Source organism: Ruegeria sp. AI3, from assembly GCF_056541245.1.
Genome location: NZ_JBQFYA010000002.1, coordinates 198,519 through 218,820, shown reverse-complemented (window position 1 = coordinate 218,820; position 20,302 = coordinate 198,519). Strand labels below are relative to the sequence as shown.

The 20,302-nt window shown below is 58.8% G+C and carries 21 protein-coding genes and 1 riboswitch; of the genes, 11 read left to right on the top strand and 10 right to left on the bottom strand.

Annotation, left to right across the window (positions count from 1 at the left end; all coding sequences use genetic code 11):
* Window positions 1-75 precede the first annotated feature (75 nt).
* The 5 genes from gor to ACRZ95_RS04825 all read left to right on the top strand — a co-directional run bounded on the left by gor (window position 76) and on the right by ACRZ95_RS04825 (window position 5,346).
* A complete protein-coding gene (gene gor / locus ACRZ95_RS04845) occupies window positions 76-1,434 on the top strand; it encodes a glutathione-disulfide reductase (RefSeq protein ID WP_170677561.1) in 1,359 nt (452 codons plus the stop codon).
* A 72-nt stretch (window positions 1,435-1,506) separates the two neighbouring features.
* On the top strand, window positions 1,507-2,652 hold the full coding sequence (gene hflK, locus ACRZ95_RS04840) for an FtsH protease activity modulator HflK (RefSeq protein WP_170470140.1): 1,146 nt from the start codon (window positions 1,507-1,509) through the stop codon (window positions 2,650-2,652).
* Window positions 2,652-3,530 carry a protease modulator HflC gene (hflC, locus tag ACRZ95_RS04835; RefSeq protein ID WP_170470136.1) on the top strand — a complete coding sequence of 293 codons (879 nt, stop codon included), beginning with the start codon at window positions 2,652-2,654 and terminating at the stop codon, window positions 3,528-3,530. The genes hflK and hflC overlap by 1 nt, the downstream gene beginning before the upstream one ends.
* Window positions 3,530-3,724: a DUF2065 domain-containing protein gene (locus tag ACRZ95_RS04830; protein WP_170381551.1), complete on the top strand. Its 195-nt coding sequence runs from the start codon at window positions 3,530-3,532 to the stop codon at window positions 3,722-3,724. The genes hflC and ACRZ95_RS04830 overlap by 1 nt, the downstream gene beginning before the upstream one ends.
* A 185-nt stretch (window positions 3,725-3,909) precedes the next feature.
* Window positions 3,910-5,346: a Do family serine endopeptidase gene (locus ACRZ95_RS04825; RefSeq protein WP_170642501.1), complete on the top strand. Its 1,437-nt coding sequence runs from the start codon at window positions 3,910-3,912 to the stop codon at window positions 5,344-5,346.
* Between the two features lie 225 nt (window positions 5,347-5,571).
* On the opposite strand, the gene ACRZ95_RS04820 is transcribed toward ACRZ95_RS04825, so the two are convergent.
* From ACRZ95_RS04820 to ACRZ95_RS04800, 5 genes are all read right to left on the bottom strand, one after another.
* Window positions 5,572-6,240: a Crp/Fnr family transcriptional regulator gene (locus ACRZ95_RS04820; RefSeq protein WP_170376330.1), complete on the bottom strand. Its 669-nt coding sequence runs from the start codon at window positions 6,238-6,240 to the stop codon at window positions 5,572-5,574.
* Between the two features lie 120 nt (window positions 6,241-6,360).
* Window positions 6,361-6,966, bottom strand: a complete 606-nt coding sequence (locus tag ACRZ95_RS04815) for an inner membrane-spanning protein YciB (protein ID WP_170677563.1) — start codon at window positions 6,964-6,966, stop codon at window positions 6,361-6,363.
* Between the two features lie 16 nt (window positions 6,967-6,982).
* The gene (locus ACRZ95_RS04810) at window positions 6,983-7,885 is read right to left on the bottom strand and encodes a DMT family transporter (RefSeq protein WP_170677565.1); all 903 of its coding nucleotides are present in this window, start codon (window positions 7,883-7,885) and stop codon (window positions 6,983-6,985) included.
* Between the two features lie 86 nt (window positions 7,886-7,971).
* A complete protein-coding gene (ftsY, locus tag ACRZ95_RS04805) occupies window positions 7,972-9,093 on the bottom strand; it encodes a signal recognition particle-docking protein FtsY (protein ID WP_480554589.1) in 1,122 nt (373 codons plus the stop codon).
* A gap of 59 nt (window positions 9,094-9,152) precedes the next feature.
* Window positions 9,153-9,791 (bottom strand): lysoplasmalogenase, encoded by a 639-nt coding sequence (locus tag ACRZ95_RS04800; protein WP_170677569.1) that lies wholly within the window; start codon window positions 9,789-9,791, stop codon window positions 9,153-9,155.
* A 129-nt stretch (window positions 9,792-9,920) separates the two neighbouring features.
* Between ACRZ95_RS04800 and ACRZ95_RS04795 the strand changes: the two genes are divergently transcribed.
* The gene (locus tag ACRZ95_RS04795) at window positions 9,921-10,316 is read left to right on the top strand and encodes a hypothetical protein (protein WP_480554587.1); all 396 of its coding nucleotides are present in this window, start codon (window positions 9,921-9,923) and stop codon (window positions 10,314-10,316) included.
* Window positions 10,317-10,319: 3 nt separating this feature from the next.
* Here ACRZ95_RS04795 and xseA read toward each other — a convergent pair whose 3' ends face one another.
* The gene (gene xseA, locus ACRZ95_RS04790) at window positions 10,320-11,804 is read right to left on the bottom strand and encodes an exodeoxyribonuclease VII large subunit (RefSeq protein ID WP_170677571.1); all 1,485 of its coding nucleotides are present in this window, start codon (window positions 11,802-11,804) and stop codon (window positions 10,320-10,322) included.
* A 76-nt stretch (window positions 11,805-11,880) separates the two neighbouring features.
* Between xseA and purD the strand changes: the two genes are divergently transcribed.
* Complete coding sequence (gene purD, locus ACRZ95_RS04785; RefSeq protein WP_170677573.1) at window positions 11,881-13,143, top strand: phosphoribosylamine--glycine ligase; 1,263 nt, start codon at window positions 11,881-11,883, stop codon at window positions 13,141-13,143.
* A gap of 80 nt (window positions 13,144-13,223) precedes the next feature.
* Here purD and ACRZ95_RS04780 read toward each other — a convergent pair whose 3' ends face one another.
* Complete coding sequence (locus ACRZ95_RS04780) at window positions 13,224-13,991, bottom strand: FG-GAP repeat domain-containing protein (RefSeq protein ID WP_170677575.1); 768 nt, start codon at window positions 13,989-13,991, stop codon at window positions 13,224-13,226.
* Entirely contained in the window at window positions 13,991-14,314 is a 324-nt protein-coding gene (locus ACRZ95_RS04775) for a 2Fe-2S iron-sulfur cluster-binding protein (protein WP_170677577.1), read from the bottom strand. Before ACRZ95_RS04775 ends, ACRZ95_RS04780 begins: the two co-directional genes overlap by 1 nt.
* Before the next feature lie 127 nt (window positions 14,315-14,441).
* Here ACRZ95_RS04775 and ACRZ95_RS04770 point away from each other — a divergent pair, with 127 nt between their 5' ends.
* Window positions 14,442-14,822, top strand: coding sequence for an OB-fold nucleic acid binding domain-containing protein (locus ACRZ95_RS04770; protein ID WP_170677579.1), 381 nt, complete (start codon window positions 14,442-14,444; stop codon window positions 14,820-14,822).
* A 101-nt stretch (window positions 14,823-14,923) separates the two neighbouring features.
* Entirely contained in the window at window positions 14,924-15,823 is a 900-nt protein-coding gene (locus tag ACRZ95_RS04765; RefSeq protein ID WP_170677581.1) for a hypothetical protein, read from the top strand.
* 28 nt (window positions 15,824-15,851) lie between these two features.
* Here ACRZ95_RS04765 and ACRZ95_RS04760 read toward each other — a convergent pair whose 3' ends face one another.
* Window positions 15,852-16,541 (bottom strand): glutathione S-transferase N-terminal domain-containing protein, encoded by a 690-nt coding sequence (locus tag ACRZ95_RS04760; protein ID WP_170677583.1) that lies wholly within the window; start codon window positions 16,539-16,541, stop codon window positions 15,852-15,854.
* Window positions 16,542-16,564: 23 nt separating this feature from the next.
* Window positions 16,565-17,500, bottom strand: coding sequence for a DUF726 domain-containing protein (locus ACRZ95_RS04755; protein WP_170677585.1), 936 nt, complete (start codon window positions 17,498-17,500; stop codon window positions 16,565-16,567).
* Window positions 17,501-17,633: 133 nt separating this feature from the next.
* A riboswitch (SAM riboswitch) is annotated at window positions 17,634-17,710 on the top strand.
* A gap of 65 nt (window positions 17,711-17,775) precedes the next feature.
* Between ACRZ95_RS04755 and metZ the strand changes: the two genes are divergently transcribed.
* Window positions 17,776-18,969 (top strand): O-succinylhomoserine sulfhydrylase, encoded by a 1,194-nt coding sequence (metZ, locus tag ACRZ95_RS04750; protein ID WP_170677587.1) that lies wholly within the window; start codon window positions 17,776-17,778, stop codon window positions 18,967-18,969.
* Between the two features lie 218 nt (window positions 18,970-19,187).
* Window positions 19,188-20,291: a GTP cyclohydrolase FolE2 gene (folE2, locus tag ACRZ95_RS04745; RefSeq protein WP_170677589.1), complete on the top strand. Its 1,104-nt coding sequence runs from the start codon at window positions 19,188-19,190 to the stop codon at window positions 20,289-20,291.
* Window positions 20,292-20,302 lie beyond the last annotated feature (11 nt).

The following is a 20,302-nucleotide window of genomic DNA, read 5'->3' as shown; positions in this document are numbered from 1 at the left end:
CCTTTGGGGGTTGGCAGGGCGGTTTTCGCGCCCAGATATCCAAAGAATTTTGCAAGCTGAATGAAGGAACCCAGCATGAGCTTTGACTATGACCTCTTCGTAATCGGCGGAGGCTCGGGCGGGGTCCGCGCGGCGCGCGTAGCGGCGGGCGAAAACGGTGCCAAAGTGGCGCTGGCCGAGGAGGATCGGTACGGCGGCACTTGCGTTATCCGCGGCTGCGTTCCCAAGAAGCTGATGGTCTTCGCTAGCGAATATTCGGGAATGGTTGGCGACGCGCAGGCCTATGGCTGGGACATTCAGCCCGGAGCGTTCAACTGGAACACCTTCCACGGAAAGCTGGTGACGGAACTGGATCGTTTGGAAGGTATCTACCGCAACATACTGAAAAACAACGGTGTCGAAAGCTTTGATCAGCGCGCCCATGTGGTCGATCCGCATACGGTTGAACTGGCCGATGGTACGCGTAAAACCGCCAAGCATATCCTGATTGCGACGGGTGGCCGTCCGGTTGTGCCGGACTTCCCCGGCTCGGATCTTGCCATCACCTCAAATGAAATCTTCCACCTTGAGAAGCTGCCCGAAAGCATCCTGATCGTCGGCGGCGGCTATATCGCCAGCGAATTTGCTGGGATCATGAACGGGCTGGGCGTCAAGACCACTCAGTTCTACCGTGGTGCGCAGATCCTGCGTGGCTTTGACGAAGAAGCGCGTGGCCTAATCTGTGAAGAGATGCGCCAGAACGGTATCGACGTGCGTCTGGGCACCAATGTGCTAGAGATGACGAAAGAGGGCGACAAGATCCGCGTCAAAGCCACCGACGGGACCGAGGATCATTTCGACGTGGTCATGTATGCCACCGGGCGCACTCCGAATGCGGACAATCTGGGGCTTGAGGACGTGGGCGTCGAACGTGGCCGCAAGGGCGAGATCATCGTGGATGAATACAGCCAGACCGGCGTGCCCTCTATCTATGCGATTGGCGATGTGACCGACCGCGTGAACCTGACCCCGGTTGCAATCCGCGAAGGCATGGCCTTTGTTGAGACCGTCTTCAAAGGCAACCCGACCCCAGTGGATCATGAACTGATCCCGACCGCGATTTTCACCCAGCCCGAATTCGGCACCGTGGGCCTGAGTGAGGAAGAAGCGGCAGCGCAGGAACCGATCGAGGTTTATGCGACTTCGTTCAAGCCGATGCAGAAATCTTTTGCCGGTGGCACTCAGCGGGTTCTGATGAAGCTGATCGTGTCTCAGGCCACGCGCAAGGTGCTGGGCTGCCACATCGTGGCGCCGGGCGCAGGTGAGATGATCCAGCTGGCTGGCATTGCCGTTAAAATGGGGGCGACCAAGGAAGATTTCGACCGCACGGTTGCAGTTCACCCGGTCATGGCCGAAGAACTGGTGACAATGCGGCAACCTGTACGCACGGCTTGATTTGCAACTGCGCGCAACCAAGTTACAAGGAACACCGTGATCACACGGTCAAACACAAGGGAATAGACACATATGGCGGGCAACAGCGGTGGCCCCTGGGGGGGCGGAGGCTCCTCTGGTGGTGGAGGAAATCGGGGTAATAACGGTGACGGGCGCAAGCCTCCCGAAGGGGAGAGCCCGCAGATCCCCGAGATCGATGAGCTGATGAAAAAAGGGCAAGAGCAGCTGCGCGTCCTCATGGGCGGTCGTGGCGGCGGTGGCCGTGGCAGCAACGGTTCAGGCGGTGGCGGCGGTGGCCCGATCTTTACCAAAGGCACCGTGGCGATTGGCGCATTGGTCGCGATCGGCCTCTGGGCTGCGGCCAGCTTTTACACCGTTAAGCCAGAAGAGCAGTCGGTTGAACTGTTCCTTGGCGAATTCTCGGCTGTCGGAAATCCTGGTCTGAACTTTGCGCCTTGGCCTTTCGTAACCGCTGAAGTCATTCCAGTTACACGGGAACAGAACGAAGACATGGGCGGCGCGCGTGGAAGCGACGACGGTCTGATGCTGACCGGTGACGAAAACGTGGTCGATATCGACTATCAGGTCGTTTGGAACATCAACGACCCCGCCAAGTTCCTCTTTAACCTGCGCGACCCGCGTCAAACGATTCAGGCTGTGTCAGAGTCGGCGATGCGTGAGATTATCGCGCAAAGCGAACTTGCTCCGATCCTGAACAGAGACCGAGGCATTATCGCAGAACGTCTGCAAGAACTGATTCAGGCGACAATGGACAGTTACGATTCGGGCGTGAACATCGTCCGCGTGAACTTCGACAAGGCTGACCCGCCGCAGGACGTGATTGCCGCATTCCGTGACGTTCAGGCCGCTGCGCAGGAACGGGATCGTTTACAGAACGTCGCGGACGCCTATGCCAACCGTGTTCTTGCGGAAGCACGTGGTGAAGCTGCTCAGGTTCTGGAAGAGGCCGAAGCCTATCGCGCTCAACAGATCAACAGCGCTCAAGGTGAGGCCAGCCGTTTCAGCGCGGTTCTGGAGGAATACTCCAAAGCACCAGATGTGACCCGCAAGCGTCTGTATCTGGAGCGCATGGAGCAGGTTCTGGGTGACGTGGACAAGATCATCCTGGACGAAAACACCGGCGGCTCGGGGCAGGGCGTTGTGCCGTACCTGCCGTTGAACGAACTGCGTCGTACCCCTGCAGCGGAGAGCAACTGATGCGTAAAACGACATTTATCCTACCCGTCGTCTTCCTCGCGATTGTCGGTGTTCTGTCCTCGATCTTCATCGTGGATGAGCGTGAACGCGCTCTGGTTCTGCAGTTTGGTCGCGTTGTCGCGGTCAAGGAAGAGCCCGGATTGGCGTTTAAAATCCCTCTGATTCAAGAGGTTGTGCGCTATGATGACCGCATCCTGTCGATCGACGTGCAGCCGCTTGAGGTGACACCCCTTGATGACCGTCGTCTTGTGGTTGATGCCTTCGCGCGTTACCGGATTTCGGATCTGGAGCAGTTCCGTCAGGCCGTTGGTGTTGGCGGTATTCCGGTGGCCGAGGACCGTCTGGACCGTATCCTTCGCGCGGAAACCCGGGAAGTTCTGGGTTCGGTCTCCTCGCGGGATATCCTCAGCTCTGACCGTGCGGCCCTCATGCTGCGGATCCGCAACAGCGCAATTGCCGAAGCGCGGGCGCTGGGCGTCAATGTCATCGACGTGCGCCTTAAAGCCACTGACCTGCCGCAGGCGAACCTTGAGGCGACCTTTGACCGGATGAAAGCCGAACGGGAACGTGAAGCGACCGACGAACGCGCCCGTGGTAACGAAGCCGCGCAGCGTGTCCGAGCGCAGGCTGACCGGACCGTGGTTGAACTGGTTTCGGACGCCAACCGTGAGGCCGAGATCATCCGCGGTGAGGCAGACGCCGAACGCAACGCGATCTTCGCTGAAGCGTTTGGACAAGACCCAGAGTTCTTTGAGTTCTACCGCTCGCTGTCCGCCTATGAGCGCGCGTTGCAAGGCGGGAACAGCTCGATGGTCCTCAGCCCGGATTCGGAGTTCTTCAACTACCTGAAATCGCCCACCGGGCAGGCGACCCAGTAATGGGTATGATCCTTCTGGCCTTCGGGCTGGTGCTGATTGTCGAGGGGCTGGCCTATGCGCTGGCCCCTTCGCTTATTGAACGTATGTTAGAGGCGCTGCGGACGCTGCCAGAACAGGCGCGGCGTTTGGCAGGGCTGCTCTGTGTCGTCAGCGGTCTTGTGCTGCTTTGGGGCGCCTATCAGCTGGGGTTTTGATGCCCTGACCTCACTTGCCGGTGATTTCCCCGCGATCCTCAGTTGCGAGCGTGATCAAACCGACTACATTGGGTGGAAAGATAGTCTGCCTTAGGGCGGTCTGTAAGAGATTGACGACAAGGAGTTCCCAAGTGCAGGCACAAGCGCGCAGTATTTCCGTCCGGCGGGACGATGGTGATGGTTTCATGCGACTGATGTGGCTGGCCTTCGGAGCGATGGTTCTGATCGCAGCACAAACTGTTGCGGCGTATGCGCGTGGGGAAAGCCTTGCGCCGCTGGCGGAACAGATCAGCCCGGCGGTGGTCAATATCACCACATCGACCCTGATCGAAGGCCAGACCGGGCCGCAGGGGATCGTGCCCGAGGGCTCTCCGTTCGAAGATTTCTTCCGCGAGTTTCAGGATCGCAACGGCGACAATGGCGACCGCCCGCGCCGCAGCAACGCGTTGGGGTCGGGTTTCGTGATCTCGGAAGACGGCTTTATCGTCACCAATAACCACGTGATCGCCGAGGCCGATGAGATCCTGATTGAATTCTTCCCTGGCGATGGTCAGCCCGTGAAGGAATTGCCTGCCAAGGTCATCGGCACGGATGAAAAAACTGATATCGCGCTGTTGAAAGTCGAGGCGTCGGGGCCTCTGCAATATGTACAGTTCGGCGACAGCGACACGGCGCGTGTTGGCGACTGGGTGATTGCCATGGGAAACCCGCTTGGGCAGGGGTTCTCGGTTTCGGCGGGGATCGTCTCGGCCCGTAACCGCGCACTGAGCGGGTCCTATGACGACTACATCCAGACCGATGCGGCGATCAATCGGGGCAACTCGGGTGGTCCTCTGTTTAACATGGATGGTCAGGTCATCGGCGTGAACACTGCGATTCTGTCTCCCAACGGCGGCTCGATCGGTATTGGGTTTTCGATGGCCTCCAATGTCGTGACCAAGGTCGTCGACCAGCTGCGTGAGTTCGGCGAAACCCGCCGTGGTTGGCTGGGCGTGCGCATTCAGGACGTAACTGAGGATATGGCCGAGGCAATGGGTCTGGATAAACCCGGTGGCGCATTGATCAGCGATGTACCGGAGGGTCCCGCGAAAGAGGCCGGTCTGAAAGCAGGGGACGTGATCCTCAGCTTTGACGGGGTCGAGGTTGAAGATACGCGCGGTCTGGTGCGTCAGGTCGGCGAGACAACCGTAGGCAAATCGGTTCGTGTGGTCGTACATCGCGATGGTGGCACTCAGACTATTCTGGTCACTCTCGGGCGCCGTGAGGATGCAGAGCGTGCCGAAACGAGTGAAGAAGATACTCCGGACGCGCCAACCGACGAAAACGCTGACATTCTGGGCCTGACCATTTCACCGCTGACAGATACGCTGCGTGAAGATCTGGGCCTCGATGCCGAGGCGGACGGTCTGGTCGTGACCGAGGTTGACGAAGCCTCGGAGGCATTTGCCAAAGGTCTGCGCGCAGGTGATCTGATCACCGAAGCCGGGCAGCAGAAGGTCGAATCCATCAGTGACCTTGAGGCGCGTATTGAAGAAGCTACTGAAGCCGGGCGCAAATCGCTGCTGCTGTTGGTACGCCGCGGCGGCGACCCGCGCTTTGTCGCGTTGAGCCTTGAAAACTAAGCTCATCACATAGCTACCGAAAAGGGCCGGGGGTTTCTCCGGCCTTTTTTCATGTTCTTTTAGGCCCGGCAGAAAGAAAATAAGCCATATGCCTTTTGGGCATATGGCTTAGGTACAGGGAGAGATCAGTGGACAGATATCGGGGATGATTACTGACCTCCTACGGTAACAGATTTACCCTAGGGCACTGACTTCTGAGTCGTCTGTGAACAAGATCACAAAAGGTCAGATCAGGTCCGATTCAGCCAAAGCGCGCAAAGCTTCAATGTCGTGGATCAGCAATCCGCCCCGCGATGCCTCGACCACATTGTCGCGTTTCCAGATCGAAATGGTTTTCGAGACGGCTTCACGCGTGGCCCCAACGAATTCGGCTAATTCACTTTGCGACAGGGTAATGCGTTCCGTGGGATCGTCCTGCAGAGACGACAGATGCAGCAGTTTGCGCGCCAGTCGAATCGGCATCGGCAAGAAGACCTGCTCGTTTAGTTGCGAGCTCATCGACCGCATCCGCAATCCGGCCAGACGGACCATATCAACCGCAAGATCGGGGTGTTGGCGGATTTGCTCCATCACGTCCCTGCGACGCACGCGCAGAACCCGAGAAGGTTCAGCAGCTGCAACAGTGGCAGTGCGAGGGCCGCTGTCGAACAGAGCGATCTCACCGAAAACCTCGCCCGGACGCATGAGCGTCAGAGCCAGCTTTCGGCCGCTCATGGCCAGGAAGGACACTTCGAGCGTCCCTTCGACGATGGCATAAAGCGCATCGCCTTCGTCATCCTGATCGAACAGGGTTTCGTTTTTATCCAAAGAGATTTCCGTCGCCAGCGCCGAGAGCATCTCGCGCAGGCCTTCGGATGCATCGGACAGGAAGCCGCTATTTGGGAATACCGCCATTCGGGTACTAATCTCCGGAGTAGGATGGTGAGTGGTTACTCAATTATTCACAGCAAGGTCAACAAGCCAAGTGGTTTCCTTGGATGAGTGTCAAACTGATACCAAAGGGCTTTGGGTCCACTACTGGCAATCGGGGTCTTCCAGATAGCTCTGCAGGCGGTGGAACTGGTACATCAGGAAGGCCATTAGCGCGATGGGAAAGGCGAAGGTTTCGATCTTCACCCAAAGATCGGTGGACATGGTGCGCCAGACGATCTCATTGGCGACGGCCAGAACGGCAAAGCAAGCACAGAGGCGACGTGTCAGGATCATCCAGCCTTCGTGCTTCATCGGCAGCATCTCGTCCAAAACGTAGGCGAGGTAGGACTTTCCCTGCAGCAACCCGATCCCAAGAATGACCGAGAAGAACCCGTAGACCAGCGTGGTTTTCATCTTGAAGAACCGCTCATCATTGAACCAGGCGGTCAAGCCACCGAAGAAGATCACCATGAAAGCGGTGAAAATCTGCATCCGGCTGAGTTTGCCTGTCAGGAACCACAAGATGCCCATTGCCGCCAGAATCAGCGGGACAAAGAGGATAGTAGCGATGATGAAGCCTGAATACTCGATACCGCCGATCAGAAAGCTGTCATCACGCAGCCGCAGGTAGATGAAGAAGAAGGCCAGCGGGGGGCCCAGTTCCAGCACCTGTTTCAGAAACGGGTTGATCTCTTTTTTGCCTGTCATCGTGGTGTCCTGCTGTTCATCCGCCCATTTCAACGATTACAGCGCCCAATGCAATCAGTGCCATCAGGGCGATGCGTCTTGGGCCAACGGTTTCTTTCAAAACCAGCCACCCGATCAAGGCTGCAAATACAGTTGATGTTTCCCGCAGTACAGCCGCTTCTCCGACTTTGTCCAATCGGGTGGCCAGCATAATGGCTCCGAATGACAGTGGTGCGATCAAGCCGCCTGCGAGCCCGCGCAGCATCAGCGGACCGGGGGAGGGGCGGTTGATCATAGCACGCCATCTGAGGAACGCGTAGATCGGCATCGCGAAGCCGTCGATCATGAAGAACCAGGCCAGAAAGGTGAACGGATCAGCGGTGGCGCGGATGCCATAAGCGTCATAGGTCGTGTAGAGCGCTACGAAGAGACCGGTGGCAATCGCCAGGGCAAGAGCGATGCCTAGAGTCTCACGATTGGTTTCCAGAAACCGGAAATTATAGGCAGCCAGCCCGAAGATACCGGCCAGAAGGACGGCCACACCGAACCATTGCGTGCCTGTGAAGGTTTCTCCGAACAGAAGGTAGGCTCCGATCACAGTGAAAAGTGGGCCGGTACCGCGAACGACCGGGTAAACCACCGTGTAGGAGCCTTTGGTATAGGCCAAGGCCTGAAGGATCTTGTAGGTGATGTGGATCAGCCAGACGATGCCGAAAATGGGCCACATATAGGGTTCGGGCCATGGCACGACGAATAGGGCAAAGGGGATGGCCATCAGGCAATAGCAGGCGTCGATGGCCCCACGAGACAGCCACGGATCGTGGCGGCCCTTTTGCAATGCTCCGAAGACCGCGTGCAGAAAAGCTGCCATCAACGCCAGGCCAAGGGCGAGATTGTGGCCCGCTTCGGTGCCTTCGAGTGAGATCAGCCAGTCGCTCAATTGTCAGGTCTTGTTTGGTGTGGCGAGGCTGGGGGCTGTCTGCCCCCAGACCCCCGAGGATATTTTCAGCCAGATGAAGAGGCGGATCAGTTTTGGTCGAGGCCGGTCAGGGCCGCTGCGAATTCTTCGGGGTCGAACGGGGCGAGGTCATCTATTTGCTCTCCGACGCCGATGGCATGGATGGGCAGGCCGAACTTGTCGGCCAGCGCGACCAGCACGCCGCCTTTGGCTGTGCCGTCCAGCTTGGTCATCACAAGGCCCGACACATCGGCGAGTTTGCGGAAGGTTTCGACCTGGCTGAGGGCGTTCTGGCCCGTAGTCGCATCCAGCACAAGCAGCGTGTTGTGCGGCGCGGTCTCATCGACCTTGCTGATCACGCGGACGATCTTGGCCAGTTCCTCCATTAGGTCGGCACGATTTTGCAGGCGGCCTGCGGTGTCGATCATCAGAAGGTCGGCACTGTCCTGTTGCGCTTTGGTCAGGGCATCAAAGGCAAGGCTGGCGGGGTCCGAGCCTTCGGGCGCGGTCAGAACAGGGACGCCAGCGCGATCACCCCAGACCTGCAGTTGCTCGACGGCGGCGGCGCGAAAGGTGTCTCCGGCGGCGATCACGACCTTCTTGCCAGCGGATTTGAACTGGCTGGCCAGTTTGCCGATGGTTGTGGTCTTGCCCGAGCCGTTGACGCCGACCACCAGAACCACTTGCGGGCGTTTGGGATAGATTGGCAGGGGGCGGGCCACCGGCTCCATCACGCGGGCAACTTCCTGCGCCAGCAGTTGCTTGATCTCGCGGGACGAGAGTTTGCGGCCAAAACGCCCCTCGGCCATGTTCGAGGTAACGCGCAGGGCGGTGTCGACGCCCATGTCCGAGGCGATCAGCAGCTCTTCGAGCTGTTCCAGCATATCGTCATCCAGGGTCCGGCGGATTTCGGCCTTGGTTTCCGTACGGCTGAACAGGCGACCCAGCAATCCGCTGGATGCGGGCTGATCGTCTTGCGCCGTCTCGGGTTGCGGCGCAGCTTCCTGCGGTTGCGGTTGCGGTTGCGGTTGCGGTTGCGGTTGCAGTTGCGCGGCGGGTTCAGGCGTCTGCGCCACCGGCTCTGGTGCGGTGGTTTCTTCACCTCCGTCTTCGACAATGGCGTCCAGCCCTTCCTCAAGACGGGATGAGGATTTGAACAGCTTGTCCTTCAGCTTTGAAAAAAACGCCATTTTCGGTCTCCGCAGGTGTTCCCCTCCACCTAATGTGGATTTGCCGGAGTTGCAAAGGGTCAGGTGAACGCGATCAGTAGTCCAGCCTGCGCGGCCCAATAGAGCGGCCAGACCAGATAGGGCGTCAGCTTCAGGGCTGCATGTCCTTGGGGCAGCAGAAACTTCTCGGTTGCCAGCACGAGGTCTGAGGCGATGAATGCCAGTGCCGCAGGCAACGCCCAACGAAGCATTCCGGTCTCGGGCAAAGACAGAACTGCGACGCCCATGCCTAGGATGATCGGGATGTAGATCAGAACCGGGAGTTTCAGCTCTCCGGCCCGTGGGGTGAGCAAAGTGGCGGCAACGATCCCCAGAATGAGGAGCGACCAGAAGTATCCCGGCCGTTCCAGAATGAGGTCAAAGTTGCTGTTGGGATGCGTCAGGAACAGCGCGATATAAACGATATGGCCAGCGGCAAACGCGCCGATCCCTGCCATGAAGGTGGTGTCGGACTCTCGCGACAGCAGAGCATCCCCAACCGCGCAGAGGCCCAAGGCGACAACCAGCAAGGTCGCGCCTCCGCTGAGGAGGGCGACGAGGGCCAGCACCGCAACCGACGCGGTTTTCAGAAAGGTGCGGAGCACGCTTGCTGGGCGCGGCGACAGCGGCAAATAGGCCAAGGCGCAAGCGGCGGCGAGCCAGAATAGCAGGTGTGTCACGTTGCTCCCCTCTGTCTTGTTCGGGGCCAATGTTCTTTGCGGAGGCACGCGGCACAATAATGACGTGGGGGCAAGCGAATACCGGCGTGGTGATTGGCCTTGCTCGCCCGCATCTGACACTATGGCCTCATGTTGAGGCATCTTGTGATTCTATTGGCGCTGTCGGCGCAGACAGCGGGCGCGCAGACGGCGCTGTCCGGGGCCGAGTTCGATGAGTACACGCAGGGCAAAACCTTGTTTTATGGTTTTGAGGGGCAGGTTTATGGGGTTGAGCGATACTTGCCCAACCGCCGCGTGATCTGGTCGTTTTTGGACGGGCAGTGCAAAGAAGGCGTCTGGTATCAGCGCGAGGATCAGATCTGTTTCGTCTACGAGGACCGGCTGGATCCGCAATGCTGGGTATTCACTCGCTCGGGCGGTGGGCTGATCGCGCAGTTCGAAGGCGACCCCCAAGCAACCGAACTCTATGAGGCCGAAGACCTCGGGGAGGAGATGGTGTGCCTGGGGCCTGAAGTCGGGGTTTAACCGCTAGAACAACGATCCCTGATCCGGCGCGTCGGGTTTGGATTTTTTCGCGGCAGGGCGGCCGGCGGAACCGGTCGTCAGGCGACCGTCCGAGAATTCGATCTCAAGCGCCGCGTGTTTGCCAGCCTGAGCCTTGGTAGTCACAACGTCACCCTCGGCGCGCACAACCGCATAGCCACGCGCCAGCGTTGCCTTGTAGCTGAGCGTTTCGCGTAGGCGGTCGGTTGCTGTCAGTTGTTGGCGCAGGCGCTCCAGTCTGACGGTTTGGGCGGCGTCCAGCCGCTCATCCAGTCGAGCGATAGCCTGGCGCTGTTGCTCAATCTCGCGCTGGATCGGGCGGAGGGAGAGGCGCGACGAAAGGTTGCGTAGGTGTTCCTGACGGGAGGAGACGACGCTTCGCAAAGTCGACGGGCGCAGATGTGCCGACATCTCGACCAGTTGCAGGCGACGGTTTTGCACCCCGCGATTTAGTGCGGGTGTCAGGCGTTCTGCAATCAGATCAAGGCGTTGCCGTGGAGAGTTCAACAAACTGTCCGGGCGTGGCAGCGCACGTGCCACATCACGCAGACGCTGCGCACGGCGCTGAACCGCATCGCTCGCAGCCCGCGACAGGCGCGCGCCTTGTTCGTTGGTCCAGGCCATCAACTCCATCCGCACGGGTACGGCCAATTCGGCTGCGGCCGTTGGCGTAGGTGCGCGGCGGTCGGACACAAAGTCGATCAGCGTCGTGTCCGTCTCGTGCCCCACGGCTGAGATCAGCGGGATCTCTGATGCGGCAGCCGCCCGGGCCACGTTTTCTTCGTTGAACCCCCACAAATCTTCGATTGAGCCGCCTCCGCGTGCAACGATGATCAGATCGGGGCGCGGCAGTGCTCCACCTGGCGTCAGAGCGTTGAAACCTTCGATGGCGCGGGTCACCTCGGGCGCGCAGTTTGCACCCTGTACAGCGACGGGCCAGATCAGAACCTTGCGGGGAAACCGGTCGCGCAAGCGATGCAAAATATCGCGGATCACCGCCCCGGACGGAGAGGTCACGACACCGATGATCTGAGGCAGGTAAGGTAGCGGTTTCTTACGCTCAGGCGCGAATAGTCCTTCGGCCTCTAGCTGTTTTTTACGCTTTTCCAACAGCGCCATCAGCGCGCCTTGACCGGCGACTGCGACTTCATCGACATTCATGTTGTATTTGGATTGCGCGCCGAATGCTGTGAGGCGACCGGTGACGACGACCTCCAAGCCTTCTTCGGGGACAACGGACAGGCCGGAAATCTGCCCCTTCCACGTGGTGCAGGCCAGAACGTTCCGGTCGTCCTTGATGTCATAATACAGATGACCCGAGCGCGCCTTGAACACGCGCCCGACCTCGCCGCGTACACGGATTCGCCCGAACGAGCCCTCTAGCGTGCGCTTCACCTCGCCAGAAATCTCGGAAACTGAGTATTCGGGAGTGTTTTGGCCGGGAATTGGGTCGTCAAGCAGGTCGGACATTTCAGCGCCTTGTGTCAAATGCCGTGCCAGCTTAGAACGCCGCGCAGGCGAGGCCAAGCAGATCGGAGACGACCTTATGAACATTCTTATTCTCGGCAGCGGTGGGCGTGAACACAGCCTCGCTTGGGCGGTGATGCAGAACCCCAAATGCGACCGTCTGATCGTTGCGCCAGGCAATGCCGGGATCGCCCAGATCGCCGAATGCGCGTCGCTGGATATCGAGAATGGCGGTGCGGTTGTCAATTTCGCCGAGGCCAACGCGATTGACTTCGTGATTGTTGGCCCCGAGGCGCCTTTGGCCGCTGGCGTGGCCGACCGCTTGCGTGAAGCCGGTGTGCTGGTGTTTGGCCCCTCTGCCGAAGCGGCCCGGTTGGAAGCTTCGAAGAGTTTTACCAAGGAGGTTTGCGATGCATCCGGTGCGCCTACCGCCGCCTATGCACGGTTCACCGAAGCCGCGCCCGCCAAGGCCTACATCCAAGAGCAGGGCGCCCCGATCGTGGTCAAGGCTGATGGTCTGGCGGCAGGCAAGGGCGTGATAGTAGCGATGGACGAGCAGACCGCTCTGGACGCAATTGACGACATGTTTGGCGGGGCCTTCGGTGGGGCGGGTGCCGAGGTTGTCATCGAAGAGTTCATGGATGGCGAAGAGGCCTCGTTGTTTGTGCTGTGCGATGGAGAGAACATCCTGTCGATCGGCACCGCGCAGGATCACAAGCGCGTGGGCGAGGGGGATACAGGTCTGAACACCGGTGGGATGGGGGCCTATTCCCCGGCTCCTGTTCTGAGCGCCGAGATTGAGGCGCGCGCGATGGATGAAATCATCCGCCCAACCATGGCCGAGATGAAGCGCCGGGGCGCGCCGTTCCAAGGGGTTCTCTACGCTGGTCTGATGATCAAGGACGGGCAGCCGCGTTTGGTGGAATACAACGTCCGGTTTGGTGATCCCGAATGTCAGGTTTTGATGATGCGTCTTGGGGCGCAGGCGATGGATCTGATGCATGCCGCAGCCGAAGGGCGTTTGGACGAAACGCGCGTGAACTGGGCCGATGATCACGCGATGACCATCGTTATGGCAGCCAGCGGGTATCCGGGTGCTTATGAGAAAGGCTCGGTTATCAAGGGCTTGGACGGCCTTCCTGAAGACAGCAGCAACATGGTGTTCCACGCGGGGACAAAGGCTGTTGATGGGAAGATTCAATCGGTTGGCGGTCGTGTTCTGAATGTCACCGCCCGAGGTGCGACGCTGCAAGAGGCGCGGGATCGGGCCTATGAAATGGTTGATGGGGTGGATTGGCCTGAGGGCTTTTATCGCCGAGATATTGGCTGGCGGGCGCTTTGACTTTGATGTGGGTCAGGGGGCTTTTTCCCCTCGGCCTGCGGCCTCTCCTCCGGGATATTTTTAGCCAGATGAAGAGCGGATCAGCACGCTAAGGCTTGGTTCAGGCTTTGGCGGTCTGTGAAGGGGCCGACGTCTGACGTGGTCCATCCATTGTTGTAGGTGACGCTGATGATGCGCGTCCAGTCGGCGCTGGCCGTGATCAGTTCTGGCGTCTCGCCGCAGTCACGCAGGCCGCCAGAGATATAGTCTTCGCCGATTCGATGGTTGGTCAAGCTGGGCAAAGAGGCGATCTCGGCCAACGCGCCATCTTTGTAGCGCCAGATTCGAAGGGTTTTGGCGAGGTGAGGGCGGTCGATATAAGCGATCTCGGTATAGCCATCGCCATCCAGATCGGCGGCTCCGATCGGGGCGAGCCAGCGGAAGCGCGTTCCGATATACGGGGTGGCAGCGATCTTTGTGCCGCTTTCGTCGTAGATTGCAAGTTGTGCGCCAAATTGGGCGTGCGACTCGACCACAACAAGTTCGGGCGTTCCGTCGGAGTCCATGTCCACCAGTCGAGGAGAAAGGTCTTCGAAAACCCGATCTTGGGGCAGGCGTATCGTCCGCAACGTTTGCGCACTGTCTGAACCGCGCGTTTCGACCCGGAGCTCTAAGGCGCCGTATTCCACGTCGTCACCCAATACGCCATGGGCATAGCGTGTTGTGGGTTCGGTAAATCGGGCGTCGATGATTTCCTCTGATGCCGCGGCAGAGCCCCCGCCGGCCAGCCACAGGCACAAAATCAGTGTCGCGCCGCGTGCCCGACGGTGCCAAGGGCAGACGGGGGGACGCGGCGCTTTGGAGGGCATCAGATCTGTTTTTCTGGCATTTGCACGACCAGACCGTCCAGTGCTTCCGTGACCTTGATCTGGCAGGTCAGGCGCGAGCGGGCGGGGTCGGGCTCATAGGCAAAGTCCAGCATGTCCTCTTCCATGTCGTCCTTGGCGGGGATTTTCTCAACCCAGTCGGGGTGGATGTAGACGTGGCAGGTCGAGCAGGCGCAGGCTCCGCCGCAATCGGCCTCGATGCCGGGAATGTTGTTGTCTCGGGCCCCTTCCATAACGGTCAGCCCATTGGCGACGTCGACTGTATGTTCAGTACCGCTATGCTCGACATAGGTGATCTTTGCCATGGCTTGCGTCTTCCTTTTGCGATGTTCGAATTCTTCCTTAATCAAGGCATTTAGGTCTTTCTAGCCTCATTTGCGACTCTGTGCGCCGCGTCTGGACTTTCTGTGCAATTGTTCTATTTTTGTTCTCATGCTTGTTGCCGCGACTTACCCTGATGTTTCAAACCGAGCCTGGCCCCGACCGCCGGCCTGTTTGCCTGCCAACCGGTTGGATCAGCCGCCCGAAGGCGCGCGGGTGGCGGTGGCGGGTCTGGTGATCCTGCGGCAGCGACCCGGAACCGCCAAAGGGGTGATCTTTCTGACGCTTGAGGACGAGACGGGGATCGTGAACATCGTGGTCTGGCGCAAGATCTACGAACAATTCCGCCGCGCGGTAATCTCGGGGCGTTTGCTGAGGGTCACGGGCCGAATGCAGAAGGCCGACGCCGTGATCCATGTAATTGCGGAAGAGATCGAGGATATCTCGGGAATGCTGGATGTTCTGGTGCGAGGAGAGGGAGCTTTGGCCTGAAAATTCCAATTCTTATGTGCTTGCCATTCGACCGCCACTAGTCGCGCTCAAACAGACCGCAATGTCTTAGTTTTGACCAATTCCCTGACTACCCGGCAGCTATGAGTACATTTATTTTCCACACGCATCATTTGTTGTTGAGATTTGCCGTATTGATCACTCTGATTGTGATCGCCCTGTCCATTTCGTTTTTCATACAGCAGCTTGATAGAAACATCAGAACCGACTTGGACGTTCAGGCCTATATTCCCGTTGCGGGTCTGACATTCATTCTGGCTTTTTTAGCCGTGCCGAGACTGATGGAACACGTGGTTGCGCCTGGAACAGTTGGATATGTTCTGTTTCACGCCGTGATATGCCTGTGCGGCGCCGCTCTGGTCATATTGAGCGGATTTATCGTCCTTGATGCCCCGTTGATCTCTTGGGTCGCGCCCAACGATATCGCGCCGTTTTTCATTTTGGGGTGTGCCGCTTCGTATTGTTGCCTTGCTGTATTGGGGGCCTTTCGTCTCACTTGGCTAAAAGGTGATGAAGATCCCTCGGATCAGTTCAGAATGCTGCGCAAAGTGCACTATTCCGCCCGGCAGATTGCGTGTGTATTTGCCTTTGTCATCGCGGGCACAATTCTGGGGTCGGTCATATTCTTGAATAGTCCGACGACGACCATCACGGTCGGAGTTTGTATCGCAATGTGGATATTCGCGACTCTGCTTGGCACATCGAAACTCAGCGTTAGGAATTTTGAAAAGCTGATCAGTCTTTGGAATATCGCATTGCAATTCTGCGTCGCTATGTCCGCGCTTTTTGCCACCAAGCTCACAACTCGGGCCTTTTTGTTTCACACTCGACTGTTCGAGGACTTGTCAGAGCGGGATACAGTTTACCCGTGGGTTGAAAACGTGTTGATGGCGCCGTTCATTGTGTTTGGGCTTACAAGTATCGCTCTTGTCGTGGCGCGTCAGAAACCGGTTGTTCGCAACATGGCCGACGTTTTCGCGTAGACTTCTAAAGCTGGCGAACGGGCCTCAGCTAGCGCTTGAACAAAACACTCTGCGCTTGCTTGCTACTGTGATCCCCGCGCAGCTCTGCATACAAGGCGCGTCCGGCTTGCACGCCCGGGCGGGCGCTCACAGCCTCTAGCCAGCGGGCGAAGTGAGGCTTGTCGTCCAGAACCTGCTGTTGACCCTCCCAAAGGCTCGCCCAACCCCAGATCGACATATCCGCGATCGAGTAAAAATCACCCGCGACATACTCGTTCTCGGCCAGACGCCGATCCAGCACGCCGTAAAGCCGGGCAACTTCGGCTCGGTAGCGGTCTTTGGCGTAGGGCAGGTCCTGCGGAGGTTCCAAGTTAGGGGCATATTTCAGGAAGTGGTGCGCCTGACCCGCCATCGGGCCAACGCCGCCCATCTGCCACATCAGCCACTCCTCTACCGCAACCCTGTCCCGTTCGGTCGCGCCATAAAACCGGCCTGTCTTGCGCGCCAGATACATCAGGATCGCGCCGCTTTCGAAAACGGAAATCGGAGCGCCATCAGGCCCGTCCGGATCGAAGATCGCAGGCATGCGGTTATTGGGTGAGATCTTCAGAAACTCCGGATCGAATTGGTCGCCCTTACCGATGTTGATCAGATGCGTGTTGTAGGGCAGCTCCATCTCTTCCAGAGCGATGGAGGCTTTCCAACCGTTCGGGGTGGGCCAGAAATACAGGTCGATCATGATGTCTCCTCAAGCTGAGGGGATCATGAAGCTTTCTGAGCAAACGGCAAGAGGCCCTGTGGGCGGGGTAGGGCAAAAAACCGTGACCAGCGCCTGTGCGGTTTTTCGGGGATACCGCGTTTGAGCCTTTGCAGGCAGAGGCGCTCGGGATCGCGCAGCAAGGCGTTATAGACGCGCAGCACGCCGGGACGCGTGTAACTGGACCAATGGCAGATACGCCGGTCGGGCGCGGCGAGCGGGAAGATCAGCGCCGACAGGTGATCCACCGTGTCCGGGCAATCGATCTGCAATGTGACCGAGTTTGGTGCCGTCAGGCCCGCGCCAATGCTGAGATCACCACGACGGGGTGGCTGGATGAAGGTTTCATAAAGAAAGTCGAATAGATCGTTCTCGTGGCTGATGATGTTGATGAATTCAGCCGCGCGCCCGGCAGGTGTGGTCAGGGCCGCGACGGTGCGGGATTGATAGGCAGCCCCAGTAAGGGAAATGATCCGGCTGAGCGCGCCGGGTGGAATATGATGCAGAGCCTCCAGCGCCACCTCAATACCCATGGAATGGCCGATGAAATGGATCGGACGCTTTGGGTTCAAATGATGCACATCACGAATGACGTCAGCCAGTACCTTGCCCGCTTCAACGGCACGACGTTGCGCTGACCAGAGCGGGCCCCGCGCGTCCCAACCAACGGCAATGGCAAGACCTTCGTCCTCAAACCCGCTACCAAAGCCCAGATGTTGCGGCCAGCTGGGGCTGTACCAGGGCATCGCCTTGGGATGCAGCGACAGAATATGCCGGTGTGGGCAGGCACCGGCATCATCGGGCCGATACTTGTATCCGTGGGTCATAATAATGACCGGTCCTTCGGATTGCTGGGCCTCTTGCACAGCCTCGATCAAGGGTCGGCAACTACCATGCAACTCAGCACGTCCGTTGACAGCATTGATCCTGATTACTGGCATATGCTCTGCCTCACACAAGATGTTGTGGTGCCGCTTTGTCATGACGCTATGACGTTTCCATGAATGAACGATTACAGAACCGTGACGTTGCAGGTGTCGGGCTTGACGAATTCGCGACTGCGGCGTAAGGGCAACAACACCACGTGGCGATTTGTTACCGGATTGCGGGCCACGCTAAACAACACGCTAAAAGGTCAGGATGAAAGGCCCCTTTCGCTTGACCGCGTCTGGGGTTTTTTTGATGCGCCTCGGGGATCGAGGCCGAAAGGAATGACATGAGCGAGAACTGGACCAAACGCACCCAAGCCGTCCATGGCGGCATCCGTCGCAGTCAGTACAACGAAGTGAGCGAAGCGATCTTCCTGACCCAGGGCTTCGTATACGACACAGCCGAGCAGGCCGAGGCCCGGTTCTTGGAATGTGGCCCGGATGAGTTCATCTATGCCCGCTACGGCAACCCGACGGTGTCGATGTTTGAACAGCGTATCGCGGCGCTGGAAGGGGCCGAGGATGCGTTTGCCACGGCGTCCGGCATGGCAGCTGTCAATGGTGCGTTGACCTCAATGCTGAAGGCGGGGGACCATGTGGTCTCGGCCAAGGCGCTGTTCGGGTCGTGTCTGTTCATTCTGGAAAACATCCTGACCCGCTATGGTGTCGAGGTGACGTTTGTCGATGGCACCGATCTTGACCAATGGAAGGCCGCGATCCGCCCCGACACAAAAGCCGTGTTTTTTGAGTCCATGTCGAACCCGACGCTCGAGGTGATCGACATTGCCGCCGTTGCCGAACTGGCCCATTCGGTTGGTGCACTGGTTCTGGTCGACAACGTGTTCTCGACCCCGGTGTTCTCGCGTGCGGTTGAGCAGGGCGCGGATGTGGTGATCTATTCGGCGACCAAACACATCGACGGGCAGGGTCGGGCGTTGGGTGGTGTGATCCTTGGCACCAAGGAGTTTATCCGCGGGACTGTCGAGCCCTACATGAAGCATACCGGCGGAGCACTTAGCCCATTCAGCGCGTGGATCATGCTGAAGGGTCTCGAGACGATGGCGTTACGGGTCAACGCGCAGGCTGCAACGGCGCAGGCCGTGGCCGAGGCGCTGGAAGGTCACTCGGCGCTGGAGCGGACGCTTTATCCGGGTCTGAAAACCCATGCCCAGAATGCTCTGGTACAGACGCAACTGGGGGGCAAGGGCGGAACCGTACTGTCTTTGGACATCAAGGGCGGCAAGGACGCAGCATTTGCGTTTCTCAATGCGCTAACGATACCGGTGATCTCGAACAATCTGGGGGATGCGAAATCCATCGCGACCCATCCGGCAACAACAACCCATCAGCGTCTGAGCGATGAACAGAAAGATGAGCTGGGCATCACACCCGGTCTGATCCGCCTGTCGATTGGTCTTGAGGATGCAGACGATCTGTTGGCCGATATCCAACACGCGTTGGACGTCTCGCAGGGGCAGTAGAAAACGCCTCAAACTGGTGACTCTACAGGCAGAGAGGTGGTGCAACCTGCCTCTCTGATCCACCGAGGTTGGCGTAAACTGTGTCGCTGCCGCGCGCAGAATGCCGGATTTACGCTGGGTTTTTTCGATCCATCCTGTTAATTGGCCCGTATCGGGTTAAACTGGATACTGAACTTCAGCCGTTTGAATTTCGACGGCCAACCGAGGAACCTCAGCCTATGAATGTTCACCCCCGTGACATCGACGACGCACCAAACCGGGAACAGGCCGCAGAAGCGCTGAAATTGCTGCGGCAATGGGCCAAGACCGCGCCTGCGGCCGAGATCAGCCAGCTGGACCCGTCCTTGGCGCGGCTCGTGCCCGGCATGTCGGCGGTGAACTATCCGTCCATGTCACGTGAATATCCCGAAGGTTTTGTCGCGGATGAGGCGTACCGGGCCACATTGCCCGACCTGCAAAACGGCCCGTCCAGCCTGATCCGGGGCGCCAAGCAGCAGATCCAGCACGTGGGTATCTCGAACTTTCGCCTGCCGATCCGTTTTCACCGCAAGGATGGGGATGACCTGACGCTTGAGACTTCGGTCACCGGCACGGTGAGCCTTGAGGCCGAGAAGAAGGGCATCAACATGTCCCGTATCATGCGGTCCTTCTACAAACACGCCGAGCGGACCTTCAGCTTTGAGGTGATGGAAGCTGCTCTGAGCGACTATCTGACCGACCTCGACAGTTTCGACGCGCGTCTGCAGATGCGCTTTTCCTACCCGGCCAAGGTGAAAAGCCTGCGGTCCGGGCTTGAGGGTTACCAGTATTACGACATCGCACTGGAGCTGATCGAACAGAACGGTGTGCGCCAGAAGATCATGCATCTGGACTATGTCTATTCCTCGACTTGCCCCTGCTCGCTGGAATTGAGCGAGCATGCCCGGTCGCAGCGCGGACAGTTGGCGACGCCGCACTCGCAGCGCTCGGTCGCGCGGATTTCGGTGCTGGTGGATTGCGACGCCGACTGCCTGTGGTTCGAAGACCTGATCGAGCTGTGCCGCCGTGCAGTCCCGACGGAAACGCAGGTCATGGTCAAGCGTGAGGACGAACAGGCCTTTGCCGAGTTGAACGCGGCCAATCCGATCTTTGTTGAAGACGCAGCGCGCCTGTTCTGTGCCGAATTGCTGGCCGATCATCACGTGGGCGATTTCCGCGTGATCGCCAGCCATCAGGAGAGCCTGCACAGCCATGATGCAGTCTCGATCCTGACGGAAGGGCCCACATTTGCGACCTCCAGCCTTGATCCGCGTCTGTTCACGACCTTAATCCACGTAGGCTAACCCTCCGGAGA